Genomic DNA, 21671 nt, shown 5'->3' with positions numbered 1-21671 from the left:
CGCCTTTCGTCGAGAAGCCTGCTAAAATGCCGCCCACTTTTTCAGATTAGCTTATGAACTCGAGGCCTTACCATGATTCAGTGGTATCACCGGCGAGCGCGGGCAGTATTGCTGAGCGTGCTTGTGTGTACTCCTTTGTCCGTTGCCAGTGCTGCTGGCTTTGACAGGGGGTTGCAGCAAAAGTTGTTCCAGTCCGCCCCGGGACTCGATGCGGAGGTATTAATCAGTGCGCTCGACGCCTCCCGGTGTGCCATCCGCAATGGTCTGAACCGGCCGGAGCGGTTGGCAGTCATCGATTTTTCACTGCCGTCGAGTGCCAAACGATTGTGGATCTTTGACCTCAACAGCGGTGAACTCCTCCTCAATGATCTGGTCGCCCATGGCAAAAAGTCCGGTGCCGATAACGCCACGGCTTTTTCCAACCGTAACGGCAGCCATCAATCCAGTATCGGTCTGTTTCAGGCCAATGAAACCTACCACGGCAAGCACGGATATTCATTGCGGCTCGATGGACTGGAACCGGGTATCAACGACCGGGCCCGGGAGCGCGCCATCGTGATTCACGGGGCGGATTATGTGGATCCCTCCTGGGTTGCAACCTACGGTCGCATCGGGCGCAGTTTGGGGTGTCCGGCGGTCAGCCAGCAAGTGATCACCGAGGTCGTCGATAATCTGAAAGGCGGTCAGTTTGTATTCAGCTATTACCCCGACCGGGACTGGCTGGGATCGTCCAGCTATCTGAATTGTGAGGTTTCGCAGGTTGCCGGCTCCAAGGTGCAAGCCGGCAACGAGCGAATCTGAAGGCAGGGTCAGATCAGGTTGTAGACAAACACAATCATTACCGCAACCGGAGCCAGGTAGCGCAGCGTGGCGTACCAGATGTTGAAGCCCGTTGCGGACATCGACAGTTCGCTCTGCAGGGCATCCTTGGCCATAAACCAGCCGGTGAACACCGCAACCAGCAAGCCTCCCAGGGGCAACAGAATGTTGGAGGTCAGGTAGTCGAGCAGGTCAAACACGGTTTTGCCTTCGAACATGGCGAACATGCCCAGCGGTGCCACGTCCGACCACAGATTCAGTGACAGTATAGAGGCAATGCCCAGCAACCAGCAGGCGATACCGGCACCCAGGGTGCTGCGCACCCGGTTCATGCCTTTTTGCTCTTCCAGCCACTCAACCAATGGCTCCAGCAGGGAGATTCCTGAAGTCCAGGCGGCAAAGATCAGCAGGATGAAAAACAGGCTGCCAAACAGACTGCCCATGGGCATGTGACCAAAGGCGAGGGGCAGCGTCTGGAAGATCAGGCCAGGTCCGGCGCCGGCTTCGAGACCGTTGGCAAACACGATCGGGAAGATGGCCAGACCGGCCAGCAGCGCAACCACCGTGTCCATCAACGAAACCGTGATGGAGGTTTTGGCGATGGATATGTCTTTGGGCAGGTAGGAACCGTAGGCCATCATGATGGCCATGCCCAGACTCAGCGTGAAGAACGCGTGCCCGAGCGCCACCAGCACGCCCGAGGTGGACAACTGGGAGAAGTCGGGCTTGAACAGGAAGCTGACCCCCGCGCCAAAGTGTCCGGTGGTCATGGCGTAGCCGACGACGGTCAGCAACAGCACGAACAGGGCGGGCATCAGAATGCTGACCGCCCGCTCCAGTCCGGCGCGCACGCCCTTGACCACCACCGCCATGACCAGCGCCATGAAGACCGTGTGCCATAACAGCAAGGTGCCCGGATCCGCAAGCAGGTTGGAGAACAGGGCGCCAATGGCTTCCGCGGATTGCCCGGTGAGCTGGCCGCTGGCGGTGGTGCCCACATAGGATACGGCCCAGCCCCCGATCACGGAGTAGAAGGACAGAATCAGAAACGCCGCCAGCACCCCGATGATGCCGACAATGCTCCAGCGGGAGGATAAAACGTCCCGCTGGGTGATATGCCGTATGCTGTTGACCGGACTGCGACCACCGCGCCGGCCGATCACCACCTCTGCCATCATGATCGGCAGGCCGACGGCGGCGATACACAGCATATACACCAGAACAAAGGCACCACCGCCATTTTCGCCGGTGATGTAGGGGAATTTCCAGACGTTGCCCAGGCCAACGGCGGAACCGGTGGCGGCCAGAATAAAGGCCATGCGCGAGGACCAGAGACCACGCTTCTCGTTGGCGCCGTCCAGCGCGCCCGTCGCGGTGGTGGGTGAACTTGCAGACATAACTGTCTCCTGCTTACTGTTGTTGTTGTCGAGGAACAGAGGTCAGTGGCACCTGACCTCCTGGATCATCCAAGCCGCCGCTCAGCCGACGCTTGCGACTTTGTTGGCCGTGGCAGTGCTCCGGCGGGGAGCGCGGCGGAACCGTTCTTCCGCCAGCTCGTCGGCAATTTCGCCGGTTGGCCGCTGGTCCCGCTGGGAGCGGGTGAATATTTCGCCCAGAGTGTCGGCAATGGCGTCGACATGGGCACGCACCTTGGTTGGGTCCTGATCGGTGCGTTCGTGGGCAACATCGATGATGCCGCCGGCGTTGAGGACAAAATCCGGGGCGTACAGAATGCCCCGTTGTTGCAGGGCACGGTCGTGGCGGGCTTCAGCCAGCTGGTTGTTGGCGGCGCCGGCAATCACCCGGGCCTGCAGTTTGGGGATGGATTCATCGTTGAGAATCGCCCCCATGGCGCAGGGAGCGACCACGTCGACCGGCAGCAGCAAAATTTCTTCTGCGGTAGCCGGGGTGGCGCCGAGTTCGGCCACTGCCCGGTCCATCTGCTCCTGATGAATATCGTACACCCACAATTCTGCACCGGCGTCTTTCAGATGGCGGGCGAGGCGGTAACCCACGTTGCCAATGCCCTGAATGGCCACTTTCAGACCGGTGAGATCGGTGCGCCCCAACCCATGCTGAACCGCTGCCTTCAGGCCCACAAAGACGCCGTATGCGGTAACCGGTGAGGGGTCGCCGTCGCTGGGGGCGCCATCGAAGCCCGGCCGGCTGGTGATCCCGGCGACGTGGCGGGTGTGCCGTGCCATGACTTGCAGGTCGGCGACGCTGGTGCCGGAGTCTTCGGCGGCAATGTAATGGCCGCCCAGCTTTTCCAGGCAGCGGCCCATGGCTTCCAGCATGGCTTCGGTTTTGTGCTGGCGCGGGTCGCCGATGATGACCGACTTGCCACCACCCAGGTCCAGATTGGCGAGGGCGGATTTGTAGGTCATGCCCCGTGACAGGCGCAGCACATCGCGCAGGGCTTCCTCATCGCTGGCGTAGGGAAACATGCGGCAGCCGCCCAGGGCAGGCCCGCGGGAGGTGTTGTGAATGGCAATGATGGCACGAAGTCCGGTTTCGGGGTCACTGACGAACGACACCTGTTCGTGATTGTCAAATTCGGGATGGCTGAAAACGTTCATGTTCTTTCACCTGTATCATACTTGCCGCCACGTTCCTTGCCGGAACATGGAGTTCTGTTTAATCGTTAGACCGGGGCAGGGGCGATTGGTTGGCTTTGCGTTGCCTCCGTGCTGGCTCGGCGCCGCATCCGGAGTGGTCAGAAGGTGCAAGTGTAACCAAATCAATCGCGCAGTGTCCCGAAGAAAGCCTGGCTGACAATCAGCACCGGCTCAGGGCGCGGAATTAACGACCGGCTCGACCCAGGGGAGTGCATCTCCGGACAAGGTGCGGGCTGGTGTCCGCGAATTCCTCAGGGGCGGAACAGCATGCAGGTTTGCAAAGGGGAAACAGGGGGCGGGTATTGCAAGGGGTGCTCATGCGGGATAACGGCCCTGTCAGGGGCGCTATGGCAAATAACATGTTGAAATCCTCTTCCATCTGGCCGGATCGCGGCAGCAGTGGTTGTTTTGTTGTTGTAACTCTGGCTTATGGCCAGTCGATCGATTTCAGGCGTTCGCACCCTTGTGGGGGCAGAACTGGAAAACAAGCTAATGGGTTCGGCGCACTTCGTCAACGGTTATTATTGGGCTGCCGCGCTGATTTTTTCGCAGCATCACTGAAATACGGTTATGAAACGGAGGCTTACGCCGTTACACTCAAAGCACAGTTTTATCCTGTGAATTGCCTTGCCGAGTTGAATGGAACGCCATGACCGATCTTCCGCTGTATCAGTACGCCCTTATTGGCCTCGTGTTTGTCTGGAGCGGGTTTGTGCGCTCGGGGCTCGGCTTTGGCGGCGCGGTCCTGTCGTTACCGTTTCTGCTGCTGATCCACGAAGACCCGCTGGTGTTTTTGCCGATCATTTCCATCCACCTGCTGTTTTTTCGTCACTGACCATTGCGCTGAACAACCGTCGGAGTCAGGCTGCGAACAAGCCGGAAGGCGGTACCGTCGACTGGGTGTACCTGCGCCGCATTCTGGCCATTATGATCATCCCCAAACTGATTGGGGTGTTTGGTCTGCTGACTCTGCCGCCCCAGGTCATGAGCGTCATCATTTTCACCATTGTGGCGCTCTATTCGGTGTCCTACATTCTCGATCGGCCGTTCCGCAGTAACAGCAAAATTGTTGATGCCATATTTCTGATGCTGGGCGCCTACATCAGTGGCACCTCGTTGATCGGTGCACCCCTGGTCATTGCCGTGGTGGCGCAGCATTTGCCGAAAGAGCGGCTGCGGGACACCCTGTTTGCGCTCTGGTTCATTCTGGTGACCATCAAACTGGGAGCGTTTATCTATGCCGGGGTGGATCTGCAGCTGATTCATCACCTCTGGTTGCTTCCCAGCGCCGCCATTGGGCATGTTATCGGTCTATGGTTTCACGACCGGATGCTCAAAACGGAAGGGTCGGTGTTTTTCCGTTTGCTCGGCTGGATCCTGTTGGTGGTCAGTTGCGTGGGGTTGTGGAAGGGAATTGCCAGTTAGTTACGGACCAAGGGAGCGGGCGACATGGGTGAGTTGATGACCATGCTGGTGCTGGCGTCACTGGCGGGACTGGCCATACCTGCGGGGGCGCTGTTGGCGCGGGTGCCCCTGCTGGGGCCGCAATGGTTACAAACCGAGTTTCGCCACAGTGTGATTGCATTTGGGGGCGGGGCCTTGCTGGCGGCGGTGGCGTTGGTGCTGGTCCCGGAAGGCAGCAAAGGCCTGTCGATCCCCCTGACGGTTGCCACCATGCTGGGCGGCGGGGTGTTCTTCTGCATTCTCGATGCGCTCCTGGCACGCACCAAGGGGGCCGTGTCCCAGTTGGTTGCGATGCTGGCGGACTTTGTGCCCGAGGCACTGGCGTTGGGGGCGATGTTTGCCGCAGGGGCCAGTGGCGCGGTGCTATTGGCGCTGCTGATCGCCCTGCAGAATCTGCCGGAAGGATTCAACGCCTATCGGGAAATGACCGGGGTGGATCAGCCCAGGCATGAACACCGGCGGCGCTCCGCTCAGGGTTTGCCCGGCGCCCGAGTGCTGGTCTTGTTTGCCTTGTTGGTGCCTCTGGGACCACTGGCGGGAGTCGTCGGGCACCTCTGGCTGGCCGACGTGCCGGCGGTGTTGGCGGGCATCATGCTGTTTGCGGCCGGCGGCATCCTTTACCTTGTGTTTCAGGATATTGCGCCCCAGGCCCGGCTGGACAAACACTGGGTGCCGACCCTGGGGGCCGTACTGGGATTCCTGCTGGGGCTGGTGGGGCACATGCTGGTGCATTGAGGCGTTGCGCCAGGGCGGGTAAGGCTTGTGGTATCTACCTATACGCAGGCTGGCAAGAAATACGTAGCTTGCGCTGATGACCACCCCCGACACCCCCTATCAACTCCAGCCGGCAAAGATTCGTGCGGAAGTTTTCCACCTGTTGCCCATTTCCCTGTTCGTTGTGGCCTTCGGTGCTGCCTTCGGTCTGGCGGCGGTGCAGGCCGGGTTGACGCCCTTTGAAGCGGCCTTGATGAGCGCCGCGGTCTTTGCCGGAGCATCCCAGTTTGCCGCCATTGATATGTGGGGGCCGGAGGTGGCGGTGCTCCCCATGATGCTGGTGGTGTTTGCCATAAATGCACGGCATCTGTTGATGGGGGCCTCGCTGTACCCCCTGTTCAATCGTCTGCCCGCGAAACAGAGGTACGGGGTTTTGCTTGTGCTCACCGACGCCAACTGGGCGGTGGCCGCCCAGGATTACCAGAACGGCCGTCATAATCTGGAGGTCATTCTCGGTGGTGGTCTGGTGTTGTGGCTGGCGTGGATCATCGGCACCTTGCTGGGCGCCTATTTCGGTGGGTTGATAGCGGATCCGAAACATCTGGGTATGGATATGGTGCTGGGTTGTTTTTTGTTCGCCATGGCACTGGGCGGCAAGAAGACTCCGCGCACCCTGGTGGCCTGGGTCGTCGGCGGGAGTGCCGCGATGATGGCCTATTGGTGGCTGCCGCCCCATTCCCACGTGGTGGTCGGTGCGTTGGCGGGGGGCTGTGTGGGTTATTGTTGGCTGGAAAAGCCGGCTTCATCATGATCGACACCACGGCGGGGGGCATTGCGGCTCTCATTGCGATTATGGCTCTGGTCACTCTGGCAACCCGGTTTGGCGGGGTGTTCCTGATGTCCTTCGTACGCATCAGTCCCAGGGTGGAAGGGTTCATCAATGCGATGGCCAGTACGGTACTGATCGCCATCGTCGTGCCTTTGGCCTTCGACGGCGACCTGGCCGCCCGCATGGCGCTGCTGGTCACCGCCGGAGTCATGCTGACCACCCAAAAACCATTGCCGGCCATTGCCTCCGGCGTGCTGGTTACTGCGCTGATACGCTATATTCTTTGACAGTTTTCCGGAACCGAGTCTAGGCTCAAGTAAATCCAATACCTATTGGTAAACGGAGGTTCCAGTGTCTGATCATCACGTCTACAAAAAAGTTGAGGTGGTTGGGTCGTCAAAGACCAGTATCGAAGATGCGATTGAAGTCGCGTTGGACGAATGCAGCAAAACCCTGCGCAATATTGAATGGTTTGAGGTCAAGGAAACCCGCGGCCACGTGGTGGATGGCAAGGTGGGCCATTATCAGGTGGTGCTGGCGCTGGGTTTTCGGATTGAAAACAGCTGACCAACCGGTCGAATCAGTCCAGCGGGTGACGCACCATCCGCCGGCGTATGGTATCCACCAACTGGTTCAGCAACTCTCTGGCGTCCACATCGTAGAGCATGCGGAATTTCTGCCGCAGTTGATCGGGCTCGTCGAGGTTGCCCGAACTTGAGCCCTCCTTGGCCAGATCCAGGTACTGGCACCCCGTCAGGTGCGCCTTGATGTCGGTGTCAATCAACTGCGTGGCCAGGGCGTCTACCCGGGAATGGCAGAACGGGCGTACCCGGTTCAGGGTATGGCGGGCATCCAGCGCCGCATTGCGTGCAGCCACGCGACTCTCGGCGGCAGTGTCCCCCGATTCCACCGCTCGTAAAAAACTGCCCAGCTTTTCATGCAGACTCCAGACCTGCGGCCACAAGGCCTCATAGGCTGTCTTTTCGGTCGCCTGTTGAGCAGCAACCAGCTTGCTTTCAATCCCGCCGCCCGGTGCCGCGTCGTTAAACTGCTCCACCAGGTGTTCGTCCATTTCCTTCCTCAACACCTCGACCCGTGCCTGTAAGGCTGCGTGGGCCGATTGGTTGTGCTGCCAGTGCTTACGTTGGGCAAGCGCCAGCACGAGCACCAGCAGCAAAATAACCCCACCCAGCAGCACCGGTAGAAAGGGAACGGAGACAAGCTTGAGGAGTGTGTCGGTAGGCATCAGCGGTTCCGGAAACGTCCATGACTCTGTGTATGCAGTGTAGCCTACCTGCGCAGGCATTCCCCACCAATTACCCGATCGTCAGTGGTCCTCCATGGCCGCGCATGGCGAATCCCCCCCAAGGAACGGTCAACATGGCGTATTGTCGCCATATCCTGTCGGTTTTTGGGAATTGGGCGGGCTGGATTGTGGGCGACACTAAGTCCCATGCCGGATCAGCCTGTCAGGAAGGAGACGCTCTTCACAGGAGGCAAACGGCAGCCAGGCGAAACAGAGAAAAAAACAATAGTCCAAAGCCGGAGTGACCTTATCCATGTTATCTGCACGATTCCTGCACCCCAAGTCGATTGCTGTCTTTGGCGGGCGCGAAGCCAGAAAGGTAATTGAGCAATGTGAAGCCGTCGGCTTTACCGGTGAAATCTGGCCGGTTCATCCCAGGCACGCCCGGATTGCCGGTCGCCAAGCCTATCGGTCGGTGGCTGAGCTGCCGGGCAGCCCGGATGCCGCTTACATTGCTGTGAACCGTGATCTGAGCATTCAGATTGTTGCGGAGCTGGCGGCCCGGGACGCAGGTGGGGCGGTGTGTTACGCCACCGGGTTTTCGGAAGCGGGTGAGGAAGGGAAGGCCCTCGAACAGGCCTTGTTGCGGGCCGCCGGCGATATGTCGGTGTTGGGGCCCAATTGTTACGGTTTTCTGAACTACATCCAGGGCGCGATGATGTGGCCCGACCAGCAAGGCGGCCGGCGGGTAGAGCGGGGGGTGGCGTTGGTGACCATGTCCAGCAACATCGCCTTCAACCTCACCATGCAGCGCCGCGGTCTGCCCGTATCCTATGTGGTGTCTCTGGGGAACCGCCTCAAGTTTGATCTTCACGATGCCATCGCCACCTTTGCGCAACAGGATGAAGTGTCGGCGATCGGACTCTACGTCGAGGGCATTACCGATCCGCGGGCGTTTCAGCAGGCCGCCGAGATCGCCCGCCAGTATGGCAAGCCGATTGTGGCGCTCAAGTCCGGTCATTCCGAAATTGCCAGTCAGGTGGTGATGTCCCACACCGCAGCCTTGAGTGGCTCCGACAGCCTCATCGACGCTTTGTTCGAGCGCTCCGGGGTGGCCCGGGTGAACTCCCTGGAAACCCTGATTGAAGCCCTGAAGCTGCTGCATGTACACGGCCCCCTCGGCGGCGTTCGAGTCGGCGCCATGAGCACCTCCGGCGGCGACATGTCCGTGCTGGCCGACGCCATCAGCGAAACGTCACTGATGCTGCCCCCCCTGTCGGACAGCGGGGTGATGGCACTGAAACGGGTGGTGCATGAACGCATGGTGGTCGCCAACCCGCTGGATTACCAGTTGTTCGATTGGGGCAGCCGGGAGGGCTTGAGGCGCACCTACGAAACCTACATGAACGAGGGTTTCGATCTGACCATCAGCATGCTGGATTTGCCCCGGGAAGATCGCTGTGACAGTGCCGATTGGGACAGCGCCGAGCAGGCCCTGGTGGACGCCTCCGAAACTCTCAATTACCCGACCGCGGTGATGTCCACCCTGTCGGACAATCTGCCGGAAGCATTGGCGCTAAGGCTGCTGGAGCGCGGTATAGCGCCACTGAGTGGCGTGCAGGCAGCGGTTCCCGCGGTCGAGGCGGCGGCCCGCATCGGCCAGCTGTGGGCACGACCGGGGCCCAGCCAGCCGATTCTGTCCGGTCCCCGGGTCGACATGGTCGGTGAGCACATCATTGACGAAGCCAGTGCCAAAAAAGCCCTGGCGGCCTTCGGTTTGAGTGTGCCCCGCTCGCGGGTGGTGGCGTCTGCCGCCGCCGGGGTGGCTGCAGCCGAAGAGTTGGGCTACCCGGTGGTGGTGAAAGCCCTGGGGGTGGCCCATAAAACCGATGTGGGTGGCGTCCGCCTGAATCTGACGCGACCCGCCGACGTCGAAGCGGCGGTGGCGCATATGCTGACCCTGGGCCGCGACGTGCTGATCGAGACTATGGTGGCCGGCAGTGTCGCCGAATTGATTGTCGGGGTCAGTCGGGACGAGCAGTTTGGCCTGCATCTGGTGGTGGGCGCGGGCGGCATCCTGGTGGAGCTGCTCAAGGACAGCCGGCCGTTACTGTTACCAACCAACCGCACCGAGGTGGAACAGGCGCTGCGCTCATTGCAGACCGCCAGTCTGCTGTTCGGTTTCCGGGGGCGCCCGGAGGCGGATCTGGAGGCGGTAATCGATGCGGTGATGGCCATCGCAGACTACGCCGAACGCCATCAGGACTCGTTGATTGAACTTGACGTGAACCCCTTGCTGGTGTTGCCGGAAGGGCAGGGGGTGGTGGCTGCAGACGCGCTGATCCGGTTCGCCCCCGGGCACCACGGGACCACTCGGTCCGACAGTCTGGCGACTGAGCAGGAGCCGGCGTAATGAGCGAGTTTCTGTTGATAGAACGCCGTGGGGCGGTACTGGAAATAACCCTCGACCGCCCTAAGGCCAACACCATTGATATTCCCCTGAGCCGGGAACTGGGGCGGGTGTTTGTCCAATTCCGTGACGACCCGGAATTGCGGGTCGCCATTATGACCGGCGCCGGCGATCGGTTTTATTCTGCCGGCTGGGATCTGAACGCGGTGGCCGACGGCGAAGAATACATTGGAGAATTTGGCGAAGGTGGTTTCGCCGGCTTCCCCGAGTTGCAAGACCTCAACAAGCCCGTGATTTGCGCAGTGAATGGCATGGCCGTCGGCGCCGGATTCGAAATGTTGATGCGCGCCGACTTCGTCGTCGCCTCTGAACACGCCGAGTTTTTGCTGCCGGAAGTGCGCATCGGCATTGCCCCGGACATTGGCACCTTCATGTTGCCCAGGCTGCTGACGCGTCAGCGGGCAATGGAGGTGCTCATGACCGGTCGCCGGTTCTCGGCGCAGCGCATGGCGGATTGGGGACTGGTGAATCAGGTTGTGCCGCAAACCGAATTGATGGCCACGGCCCGGGCACTGGCCGACACGCTGCTCAAGGCCGCCCCCCTGTCACTGGCCGCGATCAAGGAAGCGGTCAACGCCACCGAAACCAGCACCTTCGCGGAATGCTATGAGCGTCTGCGCACCGACACCTGGCCGGCGTTCAAAACCATGCTGGAGAGCGACGATTCGATGGAAGGGGCGAAAGCATTTGGTGAAGGACGTGCCCCCCAGTGGGTCGGTACATAATTCACGTTTTTTCAAGACACAACAAAAAGGAATATTTCAATGTCCGAGTATCTGCACGCAGTTCGTAACGGTGATATCTTCGAAATCACCCTGGATAAACCCAAAGGCAATGCCGTCAGTGCCGCCCTGAGCCGTGAAATGGGCAAGCTGTTTGCGGAGTTCCGTGACGACTCATCGTTGCGGGTGGCCATCCTGACCGGCGCCGGGGAGAAGTTTTTTTGCGGCGGCTGGGACCTCAATGCGGTGGCCGACGGGGAGGAGTTCACCGGTGATTTCGGTGAAGGTGGTTTCGGGGGCTTTATCGAATTACCGGATCTGTACAAACCGGTGATCTGCGCGGTTAATGGTTATGCCATAGGCGCAGGCTTCGAAATGCTGCTGCGCGCCGATTTTGTCATTGCCGCTGAAAACGCCCAGTTCTGGCTGCCCGAGGCGCAACTGGGGGTGGCTCCGGATGTGGCCACTTTCCTGCTGCCCAAACTGTTACCGCGGCAAATAGCGTTTGAGATTCTGATGACCGGGCGCCGCTTGACGGGACAGGAGCTGATGGATTTCGGGCTGGTGAACGCCGTGGTCGGCGAGGGCCAGGCCATGGCCGCCGCCAGGGATCTGGCGCAAGAACTGATCAAGGCAGCCCCGCTGTCGCTGGCCGCCATCAAAGAGGCGGCGGAGCTTACCGAAGGGCTGACCTTCGCAGAAAGCTACGCAGCGCTGCGCTCAAAAGAATGGCCTGCCTTCATGGCCATGCTTGAAAGCAGCGACGCTCAAGAAGGTGCCAAAGCTTTTCTCGAAGGCCGTCTGCCTGAGTGGACCGGACAATAACAACATTCTGATTGGGAGAACACCATGGATTTTCAGTTGAGCGAAGAACAAAACATGCTGGTGCGTACCGCTGCTGCCTTTGTCGAAAAGGAGCTGCTGCCCCATGAAGACGCCGTCGAGGCCAGCGGCGAGGTCAGCCCGGAGCTGGCTGACACCATCAGACAGAAGGCGCTGGACGCCGGTCTGTACGCCTTCAATATGCCTGAGTCGGTGGGCGGGTTGGGGATTGACCACGTCTCCCAGGCGCTGATTGAGCGGGAACTGGCCAAAGTGTCCTGGGCGTTGCAGGTGTTTGTGGCGCGCCCCAGTAATATCCTGATGGCCTGCCGGGACGATCAGATCAATGACTATCTGCTGCCGTGTGTGCGGGGCGAAAAGACCGACTGCTTTGCCCTGACCGAGCCCGGCGCCGGGTCCGATGCCTCGGGCATCACCACCCGGGCGCGCCAGGACGGCGACAGCTTTGTGATCAACGGCGGAAAGCACTTTATCAGTCACGCCGGTGAGGCCGATTTTGCGATAGTGTTTGCGGTGACCGGCGTCGACGAGTCCTCCGGACGTCCCCGCAATCAGGTGACCGCGTTTCTGGTGGACAAGGGTACCCCGGGCTTTACCGTGCGCCGGGGGCCCATCTGCGTCAGTAACCGCGGTTACCACCAGTATGAAATGTTCTTTGACGACTGCCGGGTGCACGCGTCCAAGGTGTTGGGGGAAGTGGGCAAGGGCTGGGATGTGGCCAACGCCTGGTTAACCGCGGGCCGGGTGATGGTGGCGGCTCACTGCGTAGGGCAGGCACAGCGTGCGCAGGCACTGGCCACCCAGTGGGCCGCCGAACGAAAGCAGTTTGGCAAACCCATCGGCGCCAATCAGGGGGTGTCCTTCAAACTGGCGGACATGGTCACCGAAATTCACGCGGCCGAACTGATGACCCTGCACGCCGCCTGGAAAATGGACCAGGGCACCATGACCGACGGCGACGCGGGTATGGCCAAACTGTTTGCCAGCGAAGTGCTGGGACGGGTGACCGACGAGGCGGTGCAGATCTTTGGCGGGATGGGGTTGATGAACGAAACGGTGGTTGAGCGCCTGTGGCGGAATGCGCGCATCGAGCGGATCTGGGAAGGCACCTCGGAAATCCAGCGCCACATTATCTCCAAGGAATTGTTGCGGGCTCAGGGGTAGCCGCAGGCGTTACCCCACTAAGGTTCTGGATCGTCCAATAACAACTAGATCGTATGCAGGAATCGGGACATGAGACAAACAATAACAACGGGCGTGAACAAGCCGGAAGCCCAGGTAGACAAGCACATCTTCTGGCCGGCTTGCATCATCGTGACCGCCGTCATTATCGTCATGATAGTGTTCGAAAGTCAGACTCTCGCGGCTATCAAGGTTGCGTTTGAGTTTGTTACCAACCAGCTCGGTTTTGCCTACATATGGGCAGGTGCATTTTTTTTCGGCGCAGTACTGTGGCTGTCTCTGGGTCGTTACAGTCAGGTCCGGCTCGGAGGGCCGGACGCCCGGCCGGAATTCTCCAGACTTAGCTGGGTTACGATGTTCTTTTGCTCCGGCATTGGTACGTCGCTGATATTCTGGTCGTCCATCGAGTGGACCTACTATTTCACTGCGCCACCGTTTGGCCTGGAACCGAAAAGTGACCGGGCGGCCGACTACGCAGCGATGTATGGGATGTTCCACTGGGGGCCATTAGCCTGGGCATTTTATTGCCTGACGGCATTTCCCATCGGCTATGCCTTTTATAATCGCAAGCAAAAGCAGTTGCGGTTGAGCATTGCCTGCGCGGGGTTGATCGGTGAAAAGCACGCCAATGGCCATATCGGCAAGGTGATTGATGTGTTGATGGTGTTCGGCCTGGTGGGCGGGGTGGGTACCGCTCTGGCTTCCGGGACACCGATGCTGGCCGAAGCCATCAGCCGGCTGTTGGGCATAGAGCACACCTTCAACGTTGATATTGTGGTGGTGTTGATCTGGAGTGTCATTTTTGTCACCTCGGTCGTGCTGGGCTTGAAGCGCGGCATTCAGCGCCTGAGCCAGTTCAATCTCTACGCACTGAGTGTGCTCTGCGTCATCATTTTCATCGGTGGACCTACCTTTTTCATGCTGAACAGCTTTACCAACAGCATGGGTCTGATGATCACCGAGTTTGCCCACATGGCCTTCTACACCGACCCGGTGGCCAACAGCATGTTCCCACAGTGGTGGACGATTTTTTACTGGGCCTGGTGGGTGGCTATGGGACCCTATATGGGTATTTTCATTGCCCGCATTTCCCGTGGCCGCACCTTTCGCGACATGGGGTTGACGGTGCTGGGCGCGGGCAGCGCGGGTTGCATTCTGTTCTTCATCCTGTTTGGCAGCACCTCCATGCATGCTGAGCTGAGTGGCACTTTCCCGGTGCTGGAGACCATGGCCAACGAGAGCCCGTCGGCTGCCATTCTGGGCACTCTGGAGCAGTTACCCCTCTACAGCGTAATTCTGGTGCTGTTTATCGTGGTGGGCTTTGTCTACTCCGGTACAACCGTGGATTCGTCCGCGTACGTATTGGCATCGGTGACGTCGCGCAATCTTGGGGAGGGTGTTGAACCCCACGTTGCCAACCGGTTTTTTTGGGCTGTGGCGCTGGGCGCTGCGGGGCTGGTGCTGATGAACGCCGGTGGACTGGAACCGCTGAAAACCGCCAGTCTGGTGGTTGGCGTCCCCTTATTGGTGGTGATGTGTCTATCGTTTTTCTCGTTGCTGCGGTGGTTGCGAGCAGATTTTCCGGAGCGGCAACGGTCGTCGGCTGACGTCGGCACGGCAGAAGCAACCGCATCAGCAACACCCAGTACGAACGAATCTATAACAGGAGTGCAAGGATATGTTTAACACGCGGATTACCGAATTGTTCGGAGTGGAGCACCCGGTGTTGCAAGGCGGCATGCAGCGGGTGTCCACCGCAGAGTTGGTCTCGGCCGTGGCCAATGCGGGGGCCATGGGGTTTCTGACCGCGCTGACCCAGCCGACCCCCGACGCGCTGGCGCGGGAGATTGCCCGGACCCAGGGCATGACGGACAAGCCCTTCGGCGTCAACCTGACGATCTTGCCCACGCTGACCCCGCCTCCCTATGCGGAATACGCCCAGGTGATCATCGATTCGGGGGTCAAATTCGTCGAAACCGCCGGGCGCAGCCCCGAGCCGTTTATGGCGGCGTTCAAGGCCGCCGGCATCAAAGTGGTGCACAAGTGCACCTCGGTGCGCCACGCCCTGAAGGCGCAAGCGGTGGGGTGCGATGCGGTGATCATCGACGGGTTTGAAGCCGCGGGTCATCCCGGGGAAGATGACATCCCGTCGCTGGTGCTGGTGCCCAGGGCGGTGGATGCACTGGACATCCCGGTGGTCGCCTGTGGCGGTTTCAGCGACGCCCGTGGTCTGGTCGCGGCCCTGAGTATGGGCGCCGAGGGCATGAGCATGGGTACCCGTTTCCTGTGCACGGTGGAAGCCCCGGTGCATCAGAACCTGAAGAACCAGCTGGTAGCCAGCAGCGAGCTGGATACCCAGCTGATCTTCCGCAAGTTCCGTAATACTGCGCGGGTACACCGCAACTCGGTGGCCAAAGAAGTGGCCAGTATCGAACAACGGGAAGGCAGCGAGTTCGCCGATGTGGCGGAGCTGGTGTCCGGCAAGCGCGGGGCGACGGTGCTGGAAACCGGCGATCTGGAGCATGGGATCTGGTGGGCGGGCATGTCCCAGGGGCTGATCCACGACATTCCCACTGTGGACGCACTGGTGCAACGGATTGTCACCGAAGCCACTGAGATTGTGCGTGGCCGCCTGGCCGGGTTGACGGTTGCCTGACCCCGGGTAAGCGTTGTTGGGTTGTTGTGCCATGATCCTGGCCCCTTCGGGGGCCTTTTTTTATGGATCTTCGACGGGGGATCTGCGCAATCTGTGCAGCTTGCGATCGGCCGATGGTGTGCAGTGATACGTGGCCCGGTAATTGCGGATCAGCGCAGCCGACGAATTGAAGCCGCTGCGTACCGCCACCTGGGTAATGCTGAAATTGGTTTCCCGGATCAGGCGGCGGGCGGCGGCGACCCTCAGCAAGACGTAGTAGCGTCCCGGAGTGGCGTCCAGCACCTCGCGAAACTCCCGCTCCAGCTGTCGCTGGGAGGTTCCGACCTGTTGCGCCAGATCCGAGATGGCCAGGGGCGTTTCGATGTTGGCTTCCATGAGCTTGACGGCTTTCGCCAGACGCGGGGCGCGCACGCTGAGGCGGGCGGAAGCGAATTCCCGTTGCTGGCTGCTGCCGGGGCGCTCGATATCGAATATCAGAAATTCGGCCACCGCGATTGCCAGTTGCTCGCCATGGTGCTGGCGAATCACCTCCAGAATCAGATCCATGGAGGTGCTGGCCCCCCCGGTGGTGATCCGGTCCCGGTCGATCACGTAGCGGTCGGCACACACCTTGATGTCGGGGAAGGTTTCCTGGAACACGTCCAGCTCGGCCCAGTGAATGGTGGCACGGTAGCCACTCAGCAGACCGGCTCTGGCCAGCGCAAACGGGCCGGCATCCAGACCGGCAATCTGTTTGGCATAGGGTTTCAGTCTGCGCAGCTGCTGAACCAGCGGTGGGGTGATGTACGACTCGTAATTGTAACTGGCCATCACAAAGAGAATATCCAGCGGCGCGGTATCGGGAATGTCGGCCACGCTCTTGTGCACCGGAAAGGTCAGCCCGCTGGTGCTGGACACACTTTTGCCATCGACCGAAAACAGATGCCACTTGGCGACCGGTTGATCGGACAAGTCGTTGGCCGCCCGCAATGGCTCGATCAGGTTGGAAAAGCACAGGTTGCTGAATTCCGGTAACAACAGAATGCCGTAGTTTTTGATCATGACGCTGTCGGCCTGCCCCATGTCGTTGCTGGAGTGGTGTGGTGACGTGCCCCCAGTTTACGCCATTGCATGGATAAACTCAGATCTGACCATGGTCTTACGCCGTGTCCTGCCGGTAGGGCAGCACCGTGAGCGCATCCGCTTGATACGCGCGTACCTGCTCGGCTTCATCGGCGGTGTAGTGGGTCAGGGCGTGGTGAAACCCCGGGTGCGCAACCCAGTGCCAGGAATGGGTGAGCACCGGTTCAAAGCCGCGAATCAGTTTGTGCTCGCCCTGGGCACCGGCATCGAAGCGGTTCAGTTTGCGGGCAATGGCCAGCTCAATGCCCTGGTAATAGCAGGTTTCAAAGTGCAGATGGTCGTATTCGGCCAGGCAACCCCAGTAGCGACCGTACAGGGTGTCGTCGCCGAGCAAAAACAGGGCACCGGCAATCAGCTCACCCGCCTTTTCGGCCATCACCAGATGCAGATGCTCCGGTTGCCGGGTACGCAGCTCCCGGAAAAACTCCAGGTTCAGGTAAGGGCGTTGCCCGCGCTTCAGGTAAGTGGCCTGATAAAAGGTGTAAAACGCCGCCAGTACGGCATCGGGGGTCTGGGCCCCCCGGTAATGGGTGAAACCAATGCCCTGTTCGCTCACCTGACGGCGCTCCCGGCGAATGGATTTGCGCCTGCGGGAGGTGAGGGTCGCGAGGAAATCCTCAAAGCTGGCGTAGCCCCGATTGTGCCAGTGAAACTGACAGCCGATCCGGTGCAGGCGATCCGGGTGGTGCAGCAGGCGCTGGTCATCCCGGTTGGGGAACAGCAGGTGCCACGAGTGCGCCCCCAGACGGGTGGTGCACCGATCCAGTGCCCGGTGGACGGTGTCGGCGCCAAGCTGCGCACGAAGCTCCGGAGCGAGCAACAGGCGGCCACCTACGGACGGCGTAAATGGCACGGCGATCAACAGCTTGGGATAATACGCAAGATCATGGCGCCGATAGGCATCGGCCCAGGCCCAGTCAAACACATACTCGCCCATGGAGTGGGATTTCAAATACGCCGGGGCGACGCCGACCAGCCGGTTGCGGCGGTAAAACAGCAGGTGGCTGGGTTGCCAGCCGGTGGCGCGGGTGGTGCAACCGGTGGTTTCCAGGGCGGCCAAAAAGCGGTGACACAGAAACGGGTTGCCGGAACCGCTGAAACGGTCCCAGCTATCCGCATCGATGTCGTGGATGGACCTCAGGGTGCGAATTTCAATGTCGGTCATGGGGTTCTGCTATGGCTCAACGTGATAGAGGGCGTCGTCATACCTGCCACCATACGCCAGAACCCCGGTCAGAATCACTCGTCCATTTTACCGTTGCAACGTTTTTCCATCCTTTCCTGCATTTGCTGCATGCGCTTTTCCCATGCGGCCTGGCGTTCCTGATGGATCTCGTCCCAGATGTTACGTTGCTCGCTGGTCAGGCTGAGGCGCTCGGCTATTTCATTGTGGCGGGCTTCCATTTTTGCACGCATTGCATCGCGATCAAACTTGCCTTTACCCTCTTTCATGTGTGCACAGACGTCACCGTGGTGGCGTTTGCCTTTGTAGCCACCATGATGATCCGCCAGAGCGAGAGAGCTGGAGAGCAAGGCCGCAGTCACTAAAGAAGGTAACAGCCAGCGAGACAGGGTTGATGTCGTCATGTTGATTCTCCTGTTGGGTGTGAGTCATGCACGGCAACCAGAATACCCCGGGAACTGTCAGCCATCGTCAGTGGGGTGTAAAGGTTGTGTAAACCGCTGAAGTGGAGAAAGTGTGTTACCACCGCATGTTAACATAGCTCCATAACCAGACAGAGGTGGCTGATGTCAGAGCGGGTATTGTTGATTGAGGACGATGATGAATTGCGCAGCCTGCTGGCCCGCTATCTGACCGGGCAGGGGTTTGTTATCCGGGAAGCTGCCAATGGCACCGATGGCCTCGCCCTGGCGGTGGAGCATCATTGTGACATTGTGGTCCTGGATCTCATGCTGCCGGATATCAATGGCCTTGAAGTGTTGCGTAAAATCCGTGCGCGAACCCATTTGCCGGTTATGCTGCTCACCGCCCGGGGTGACGAAACCGACCGCATTGTCGGCTTCGAAGTGGGTGCCGACGACTATATTCCCAAACCCTGTAACCCACGGGAGCTGGTGGCACGCTTGCAGGCGTTGTTGCGCCGTATTGCCTGGGATCAGCAGGCCGAAACCGGGGACGCGCGTATCGTTGGCGACCTGACCCTGGAGCCGGCCCAGCGGCGTATTCTGCAAGATGGCACACCGTTAGATCTGACCGCGACCGAGTACGAGGTCCTGCAGGTGTTGCTTGCCCATGCGGGCAGTGTGGTGCGCAAAACCGATCTGATGATGTGGGCGCTGGGCCGCCGCCTCGCCGTCTATGACCGCACTCTGGACATGCACATCAGCAACCTCCGCCGCAAACTGGGGGGCGAAGCAACGTACCGCATCGAAACCGTACGCGGCCTGGGCTACAGCTATCGGGTAACACCATGAACCAGCGTTTTGCGGTACCTCTGTTCTGGCGCATTTTTGTGCTGATCTGGCTCGCGATGGCGGCCACCGTGATCATCAGCAATGCTGCCACCCGTCAACTGCAGGAGCGGGAACGCACCGGTATTGAACGTCAGATAGGTCTGCGGAATATAGGTATGGACGCCATACGTATTCAGCAACAGCAAGGGCGAGCGGTGGCCTGGCGTTATCTTAAGCAGCAGGGGCGCGAGCTGGAGTTGCGGCTGGTGCTGCTGGATGCCCGGCAGCGCGAGGCAGGCAGTGACAGCCACCTGCCGCGATCCGTGAGGGAACGTTTGGGGGCAGGCTGGTACCGCCACCGTCCGGCCGTTATTGCGTTGACTCCTGATTACTCACTGGTGGCGTGGCCGCAGGCAAACGGCGCGGGGTGGCTGGATTTCCGGGTGACCCGGTGGCTGGAAATGCTGGTGGGGTTTGTGCTGATCAGCCTGGCCTGCTGGTGGATCGCCCGCTGGCTGTCCCGTCCGTTGCAACATGTCGAACACACCGCCCGGGCCATCGCCGACGGGACTACCTCGTTGCGGGTGAGTCCCCGGATTGCAGCGCGCCGGGATGAAATTGGTGCGCTGGCCCGTGCGTTTAATGATATGACCGATCAGCTGTGCCAGTTGCTGGCGCGGCAAAAACACCTGTTGCGGGATATTTCCCACGATCTGCGCACCCCCCTCACGCGCCAGCGGATCGCCATTGAATTGCTGAGCGAGTCCGGCAGTGATGCGGAGTTGACCGACAGCGTCCTGCGCCAGAATGAGCGACTGGAGACGATGACCGCGCAGATCCTGACCCTCTACCGGGTCACCGAGCAGGGCCAGAGCCTGCCCCGGGAACCGGTGCGGCCGGTTGACGTATTGCAGCGGGTGCTGGAGGATGCAGCCGGTTATGCCGCCCATCAGAATGTGGCCTGTCGGCTGACCTTCAGTCCGGCCAGCCACGGAATGACGGTGCTGGGGAACGACGGCTTGTTGCAGCGGGCGTTTGAAAACGTCCTGCAGAATGCGATCGATTACACGCCGCCAGGTCAGGACGTGGAAGTAACCGTGACCGACCGGGAGCAGCAGCTGTATTGTGAAATCCGCGACCATGGGCCCGGGCTTCCCGAGACCGCCCTTGAGCAGGTGTTTGAACCCTTTTATCGCGGTGATCAGTCCCGGTCCGGGAAGGGCTGGGGGTTAGGACTCGCCATCGCCAAAGACATTGCCCGGTTGCACGACGGGGACATCACCGCCCGCAATGGCGCGGGCGGTGGTCTGGTGGTGGCGTTGATACTGCCTGTGTTTACCAGTGTGGAACCATCATGAGCAAAGACTACCCCGTACCTGCAGGTTCGCTCGAATGCGAGACCGAAATCAAAAAGAGCCGCTTTATTGCCCGGGTGGCCCCGGTGGCCTCACGGGAAGACGTGCGGGCGGTGGTGGAGCAGGCCCACCGGGACCACCCCGACGCCCGCCATGTCTGCTGGGCTTACCAGATCGGTCGTCCGGGTGCGGCGGCGGAAGCCGCCATGAACGATGATGGCGAGCCGTCGGGCACCGCCGGCAAACCCATTCTCAATGTGATCCAGCACAAAGACATGGGGGATGTGCTGGTGGTGGTAATCCGCTATTTTGGCGGCATCAAGCTGGGTGCCGGTGGCCTGGTGAGGGCTTATGCCAGTGCGGCCGAAAGCGTGTTGTCGCAGGTGGAGCGAGTGGTGCAGCCGGTCATGACCCGGGTGGATATTGAATTGCCCTTTGCCAGCGAGCAGCCGGTGCGTCACTGGTGCGAACACAACGGCGCGGAGATTGGCGCGGTCCATTACGGCGCCGGTCTGGACGGCGCGGGTCTGACCATGGCGGTGCAGGTGAGTGACACCCGGCTGGCGGACTTCCTCGGTTTTTGTGCGGCCGAGAAAATTGATTGCCGAACGGACAGCTGAGTGCCTGGTTGCGGGTTTCAATCGTATACTGAAGGAAATACTGCACGGGGAGTACATCAGCTATGCGTATCCTAATGGCGGTTTTGGTTGCCTTGAGTTTGACGGGCTGTGCCGGCAAGGTAGTGACGGACTACGACTCGACCATCGAATTCACCCGCTACACCAGCTGGGCATTTGCCCCGGAGAACGCCAATCCGGACTTTCTGTCGCTCGACGGCGCCCGGGTTCAGGCAGCCGTGGAACGCGAAATGAGACAGGAGGGGTTGCAGCAAACCGCTGACACCGAAGCCGATTTGCTGGTGACCTGGCGAGTGGCGGAAGAGGAGCGGCTGGACAGCAGGGGGTTCAGTTACGGCCTGGGTCTGGGGCACAATCGCTTTGGTTTTGGGCTTGCCACCGTACCCCCGGTGCAGCAAGTGAAAGAAGGCAAACTGGTGCTCGAATTCGTTGATACCGACACCAAACGGGTGGTCTGGCGGGCGGCCAGTCGCCGCTACCTGAACGAAAGCCAGTCGCCGGCCACCCGGGAAAAACTGATCGACGAAGTGGTCACCGAAATGTTTAAACAGTACCCACCCGCGCGTTGACAGCAGTTG

At 60.3% G+C, this 21671-nt stretch carries 22 protein-coding genes and 1 pseudogene; 17 read left to right on the top strand and 6 right to left on the bottom strand.

The features are described from left to right. Positions 1-72 precede the first annotated feature (72 nt). Positions 73-801, top strand: a complete 729-nt coding sequence (locus tag BG841_RS01830) for a murein L,D-transpeptidase catalytic domain family protein (RefSeq protein ID WP_070056100.1) — start codon at positions 73-75, stop codon at positions 799-801. A gap of 8 nt (positions 802-809) precedes the next feature. On the opposite strand, the gene BG841_RS01825 is transcribed toward BG841_RS01830, so the two are convergent. Both BG841_RS01825 and BG841_RS01820 read right to left on the bottom strand, forming a co-directional pair. Beyond that, positions 810-2216 (bottom strand): sodium-dependent transporter, encoded by a 1407-nt coding sequence (locus tag BG841_RS01825; protein ID WP_070056099.1) that lies wholly within the window; start codon positions 2214-2216, stop codon positions 810-812. Positions 2217-2297: 81 nt separating this feature from the next. After that, the gene (locus BG841_RS01820; protein WP_070056098.1) at positions 2298-3398 is read right to left on the bottom strand and encodes a Leu/Phe/Val dehydrogenase; all 1101 of its coding nucleotides are present in this window, start codon (positions 3396-3398) and stop codon (positions 2298-2300) included. Positions 3399-3784: 386 nt separating this feature from the next. Here BG841_RS01820 and BG841_RS16795 point away from each other — a divergent pair, with 386 nt between their 5' ends. The 6 genes and pseudogenes from BG841_RS16795 (at position 3785) to BG841_RS01795 (ending at position 7011) form a co-directional block, all read left to right on the top strand. Next, on the top strand, positions 3785-4090 hold the full coding sequence (locus BG841_RS16795) for a hypothetical protein (protein WP_141737046.1): 306 nt from the start codon (positions 3785-3787) through the stop codon (positions 4088-4090). After that, positions 4087-4862: pseudogene (locus tag BG841_RS01815) on the top strand (TSUP family transporter). The gene BG841_RS16795 and the pseudogene BG841_RS01815 overlap by 4 nt, the downstream one beginning before the upstream one ends. Positions 4863-4886: 24 nt before the next feature. Continuing rightward, positions 4887-5636 carry a ZIP family metal transporter gene (locus BG841_RS01810; RefSeq protein ID WP_070056097.1) on the top strand — a complete coding sequence of 250 codons (750 nt, stop codon included), beginning with the start codon at positions 4887-4889 and terminating at the stop codon, positions 5634-5636. A gap of 76 nt (positions 5637-5712) precedes the next feature. Then, positions 5713-6426, top strand: coding sequence for an AzlC family ABC transporter permease (locus BG841_RS01805; protein WP_070056096.1), 714 nt, complete (start codon positions 5713-5715; stop codon positions 6424-6426). Then, positions 6420-6731, top strand: coding sequence for an AzlD family protein (locus BG841_RS01800; protein ID WP_070058639.1), 312 nt, complete (start codon positions 6420-6422; stop codon positions 6729-6731). The genes BG841_RS01805 and BG841_RS01800 overlap by 7 nt, the downstream gene beginning before the upstream one ends. Before the next feature lie 64 nt (positions 6732-6795). Beyond that, positions 6796-7011 carry a dodecin gene (locus tag BG841_RS01795; protein ID WP_070056095.1) on the top strand — a complete coding sequence of 72 codons (216 nt, stop codon included), beginning with the start codon at positions 6796-6798 and terminating at the stop codon, positions 7009-7011. A gap of 13 nt (positions 7012-7024) precedes the next feature. On the opposite strand, the gene BG841_RS01790 is transcribed toward BG841_RS01795, so the two are convergent. Next, positions 7025-7690, bottom strand: a complete 666-nt coding sequence (locus BG841_RS01790; RefSeq protein WP_070056094.1) for a hypothetical protein — start codon at positions 7688-7690, stop codon at positions 7025-7027. Between the two features lie 313 nt (positions 7691-8003). Here BG841_RS01790 and BG841_RS01785 point away from each other — a divergent pair, with 313 nt between their 5' ends. From BG841_RS01785 to BG841_RS01760, 6 genes are all read left to right on the top strand, one after another. After that, positions 8004-10103 (top strand): acetate--CoA ligase family protein, encoded by a 2100-nt coding sequence (locus BG841_RS01785; RefSeq protein ID WP_070056093.1) that lies wholly within the window; start codon positions 8004-8006, stop codon positions 10101-10103. Continuing rightward, positions 10103-10885 (top strand): enoyl-CoA hydratase-related protein, encoded by a 783-nt coding sequence (locus BG841_RS01780; RefSeq protein ID WP_070056092.1) that lies wholly within the window; start codon positions 10103-10105, stop codon positions 10883-10885. Before BG841_RS01785 ends, BG841_RS01780 begins: the two co-directional genes overlap by 1 nt. A gap of 39 nt (positions 10886-10924) precedes the next feature. Continuing rightward, positions 10925-11707 carry an enoyl-CoA hydratase-related protein gene (locus BG841_RS01775; protein ID WP_070056091.1) on the top strand — a complete coding sequence of 261 codons (783 nt, stop codon included), beginning with the start codon at positions 10925-10927 and terminating at the stop codon, positions 11705-11707. 24 nt (positions 11708-11731) lie between these two features. After that, on the top strand, positions 11732-12889 hold the full coding sequence (locus BG841_RS01770) for an acyl-CoA dehydrogenase family protein (protein WP_070056090.1): 1158 nt from the start codon (positions 11732-11734) through the stop codon (positions 12887-12889). A gap of 69 nt (positions 12890-12958) precedes the next feature. Then, positions 12959-14593, top strand: coding sequence for a BCCT family transporter (locus BG841_RS01765; RefSeq protein WP_070056089.1), 1635 nt, complete (start codon positions 12959-12961; stop codon positions 14591-14593). Then, entirely contained in the window at positions 14586-15563 is a 978-nt protein-coding gene (locus BG841_RS01760) for an NAD(P)H-dependent flavin oxidoreductase (RefSeq protein ID WP_070056088.1), read from the top strand. Before BG841_RS01765 ends, BG841_RS01760 begins: the two co-directional genes overlap by 8 nt. Positions 15564-15623: 60 nt before the next feature. Here BG841_RS01760 and BG841_RS01755 read toward each other — a convergent pair whose 3' ends face one another. The 3 genes from BG841_RS01755 to BG841_RS01745 form a co-directional block, all read right to left on the bottom strand. Beyond that, positions 15624-16604 (bottom strand): GlxA family transcriptional regulator, encoded by a 981-nt coding sequence (locus BG841_RS01755; RefSeq protein WP_070058638.1) that lies wholly within the window; start codon positions 16602-16604, stop codon positions 15624-15626. A 97-nt stretch (positions 16605-16701) separates the two neighbouring features. Then, positions 16702-17850 carry a GNAT family N-acetyltransferase gene (locus BG841_RS01750; RefSeq protein WP_070056087.1) on the bottom strand — a complete coding sequence of 383 codons (1149 nt, stop codon included), beginning with the start codon at positions 17848-17850 and terminating at the stop codon, positions 16702-16704. 74 nt (positions 17851-17924) lie between these two features. Continuing rightward, complete coding sequence (locus BG841_RS01745) at positions 17925-18272, bottom strand: hypothetical protein (RefSeq protein ID WP_070056086.1); 348 nt, start codon at positions 18270-18272, stop codon at positions 17925-17927. Between the two features lie 162 nt (positions 18273-18434). On the opposite strand from BG841_RS01745, the gene BG841_RS01740 reads away from it, so the two are divergent. The 4 genes from BG841_RS01740 (at position 18435) to BG841_RS01725 (ending at position 21662) form a co-directional block, all read left to right on the top strand. Next, positions 18435-19121: a response regulator transcription factor gene (locus tag BG841_RS01740; protein WP_070056085.1), complete on the top strand. Its 687-nt coding sequence runs from the start codon at positions 18435-18437 to the stop codon at positions 19119-19121. Beyond that, entirely contained in the window at positions 19118-20458 is a 1341-nt protein-coding gene (locus BG841_RS01735; RefSeq protein WP_070056084.1) for a sensor histidine kinase, read from the top strand. Before BG841_RS01740 ends, BG841_RS01735 begins: the two co-directional genes overlap by 4 nt. Next, on the top strand, positions 20455-21075 hold the full coding sequence (locus BG841_RS01730; RefSeq protein WP_070056083.1) for a YigZ family protein: 621 nt from the start codon (positions 20455-20457) through the stop codon (positions 21073-21075). The genes BG841_RS01735 and BG841_RS01730 overlap by 4 nt, the downstream gene beginning before the upstream one ends. A gap of 62 nt (positions 21076-21137) precedes the next feature. Continuing rightward, a complete protein-coding gene (locus tag BG841_RS01725) occupies positions 21138-21662 on the top strand; it encodes a DUF4136 domain-containing protein (protein ID WP_070056082.1) in 525 nt (174 codons plus the stop codon). The last annotated feature ends 9 nt before the right edge of the window (positions 21663-21671 follow it).

It is taken from the genome of Marinobacter sp. X15-166B (assembly GCF_001752365.1).
Lineage (GTDB): Bacteria > Pseudomonadota > Gammaproteobacteria > Pseudomonadales > Oleiphilaceae > Marinobacter.
This window is presented reverse-complemented; position numbering and strand designations above follow the sequence as displayed.

Bases quoted from the DNA above. Each gene is read 5' to 3' on its own strand.
- BG841_RS01830 (WP_070056100.1), top strand. From the start codon at position 73: ATGATTCAGTGGTATCACCGGCGAGCGCGGGCAGTATTGCTGAGCGTG.
- BG841_RS01740 (WP_070056085.1), top strand. From the start codon at position 18,435: ATGTCAGAGCGGGTATTGTTGATTGAGGACGATGATGAATTGCGCAGC.
- BG841_RS01750 (WP_070056087.1), bottom strand. From the start codon at position 17,850: ATGACCGACATTGAAATTCGCACCCTGAGGTCCATCCACGACATCGAT.
- BG841_RS01730 (WP_070056083.1), top strand. From the start codon at position 20,455: ATGAGCAAAGACTACCCCGTACCTGCAGGTTCGCTCGAATGCGAGACC.
- BG841_RS01785 (WP_070056093.1), top strand. From the start codon at position 8,004: ATGTTATCTGCACGATTCCTGCACCCCAAGTCGATTGCTGTCTTTGGC.
- BG841_RS01775 (WP_070056091.1), top strand. From the start codon at position 10,925: ATGTCCGAGTATCTGCACGCAGTTCGTAACGGTGATATCTTCGAAATC.
- BG841_RS01825 (WP_070056099.1), bottom strand. From the start codon at position 2,216: ATGTCTGCAAGTTCACCCACCACCGCGACGGGCGCGCTGGACGGCGCC.
- BG841_RS01790 (WP_070056094.1), bottom strand. From the start codon at position 7,690: ATGCCTACCGACACACTCCTCAAGCTTGTCTCCGTTCCCTTTCTACCG.
- BG841_RS01820 (WP_070056098.1), bottom strand. From the start codon at position 3,398: ATGAACGTTTTCAGCCATCCCGAATTTGACAATCACGAACAGGTGTCG.
- BG841_RS01765 (WP_070056089.1), top strand. From the start codon at position 12,959: ATGAGACAAACAATAACAACGGGCGTGAACAAGCCGGAAGCCCAGGTA.
- BG841_RS01810 (WP_070056097.1), top strand. From the start codon at position 4,887: ATGGGTGAGTTGATGACCATGCTGGTGCTGGCGTCACTGGCGGGACTG.
- BG841_RS01755 (WP_070058638.1), bottom strand. From the start codon at position 16,604: ATGATCAAAAACTACGGCATTCTGTTGTTACCGGAATTCAGCAACCTG.
- BG841_RS01735 (WP_070056084.1), top strand. From the start codon at position 19,118: ATGAACCAGCGTTTTGCGGTACCTCTGTTCTGGCGCATTTTTGTGCTG.
- BG841_RS01780 (WP_070056092.1), top strand. From the start codon at position 10,103: ATGAGCGAGTTTCTGTTGATAGAACGCCGTGGGGCGGTACTGGAAATA.
- BG841_RS01770 (WP_070056090.1), top strand. From the start codon at position 11,732: ATGGATTTTCAGTTGAGCGAAGAACAAAACATGCTGGTGCGTACCGCT.
- BG841_RS01725 (WP_070056082.1), top strand. From the start codon at position 21,138: ATGCGTATCCTAATGGCGGTTTTGGTTGCCTTGAGTTTGACGGGCTGT.
- BG841_RS01745 (WP_070056086.1), bottom strand. From the start codon at position 18,272: ATGACGACATCAACCCTGTCTCGCTGGCTGTTACCTTCTTTAGTGACT.
- BG841_RS01760 (WP_070056088.1), top strand. From the start codon at position 14,586: ATGTTTAACACGCGGATTACCGAATTGTTCGGAGTGGAGCACCCGGTG.
- BG841_RS16795 (WP_141737046.1), top strand. From the start codon at position 3,785: ATGGCAAATAACATGTTGAAATCCTCTTCCATCTGGCCGGATCGCGGC.
- BG841_RS01805 (WP_070056096.1), top strand. From the start codon at position 5,713: ATGACCACCCCCGACACCCCCTATCAACTCCAGCCGGCAAAGATTCGT.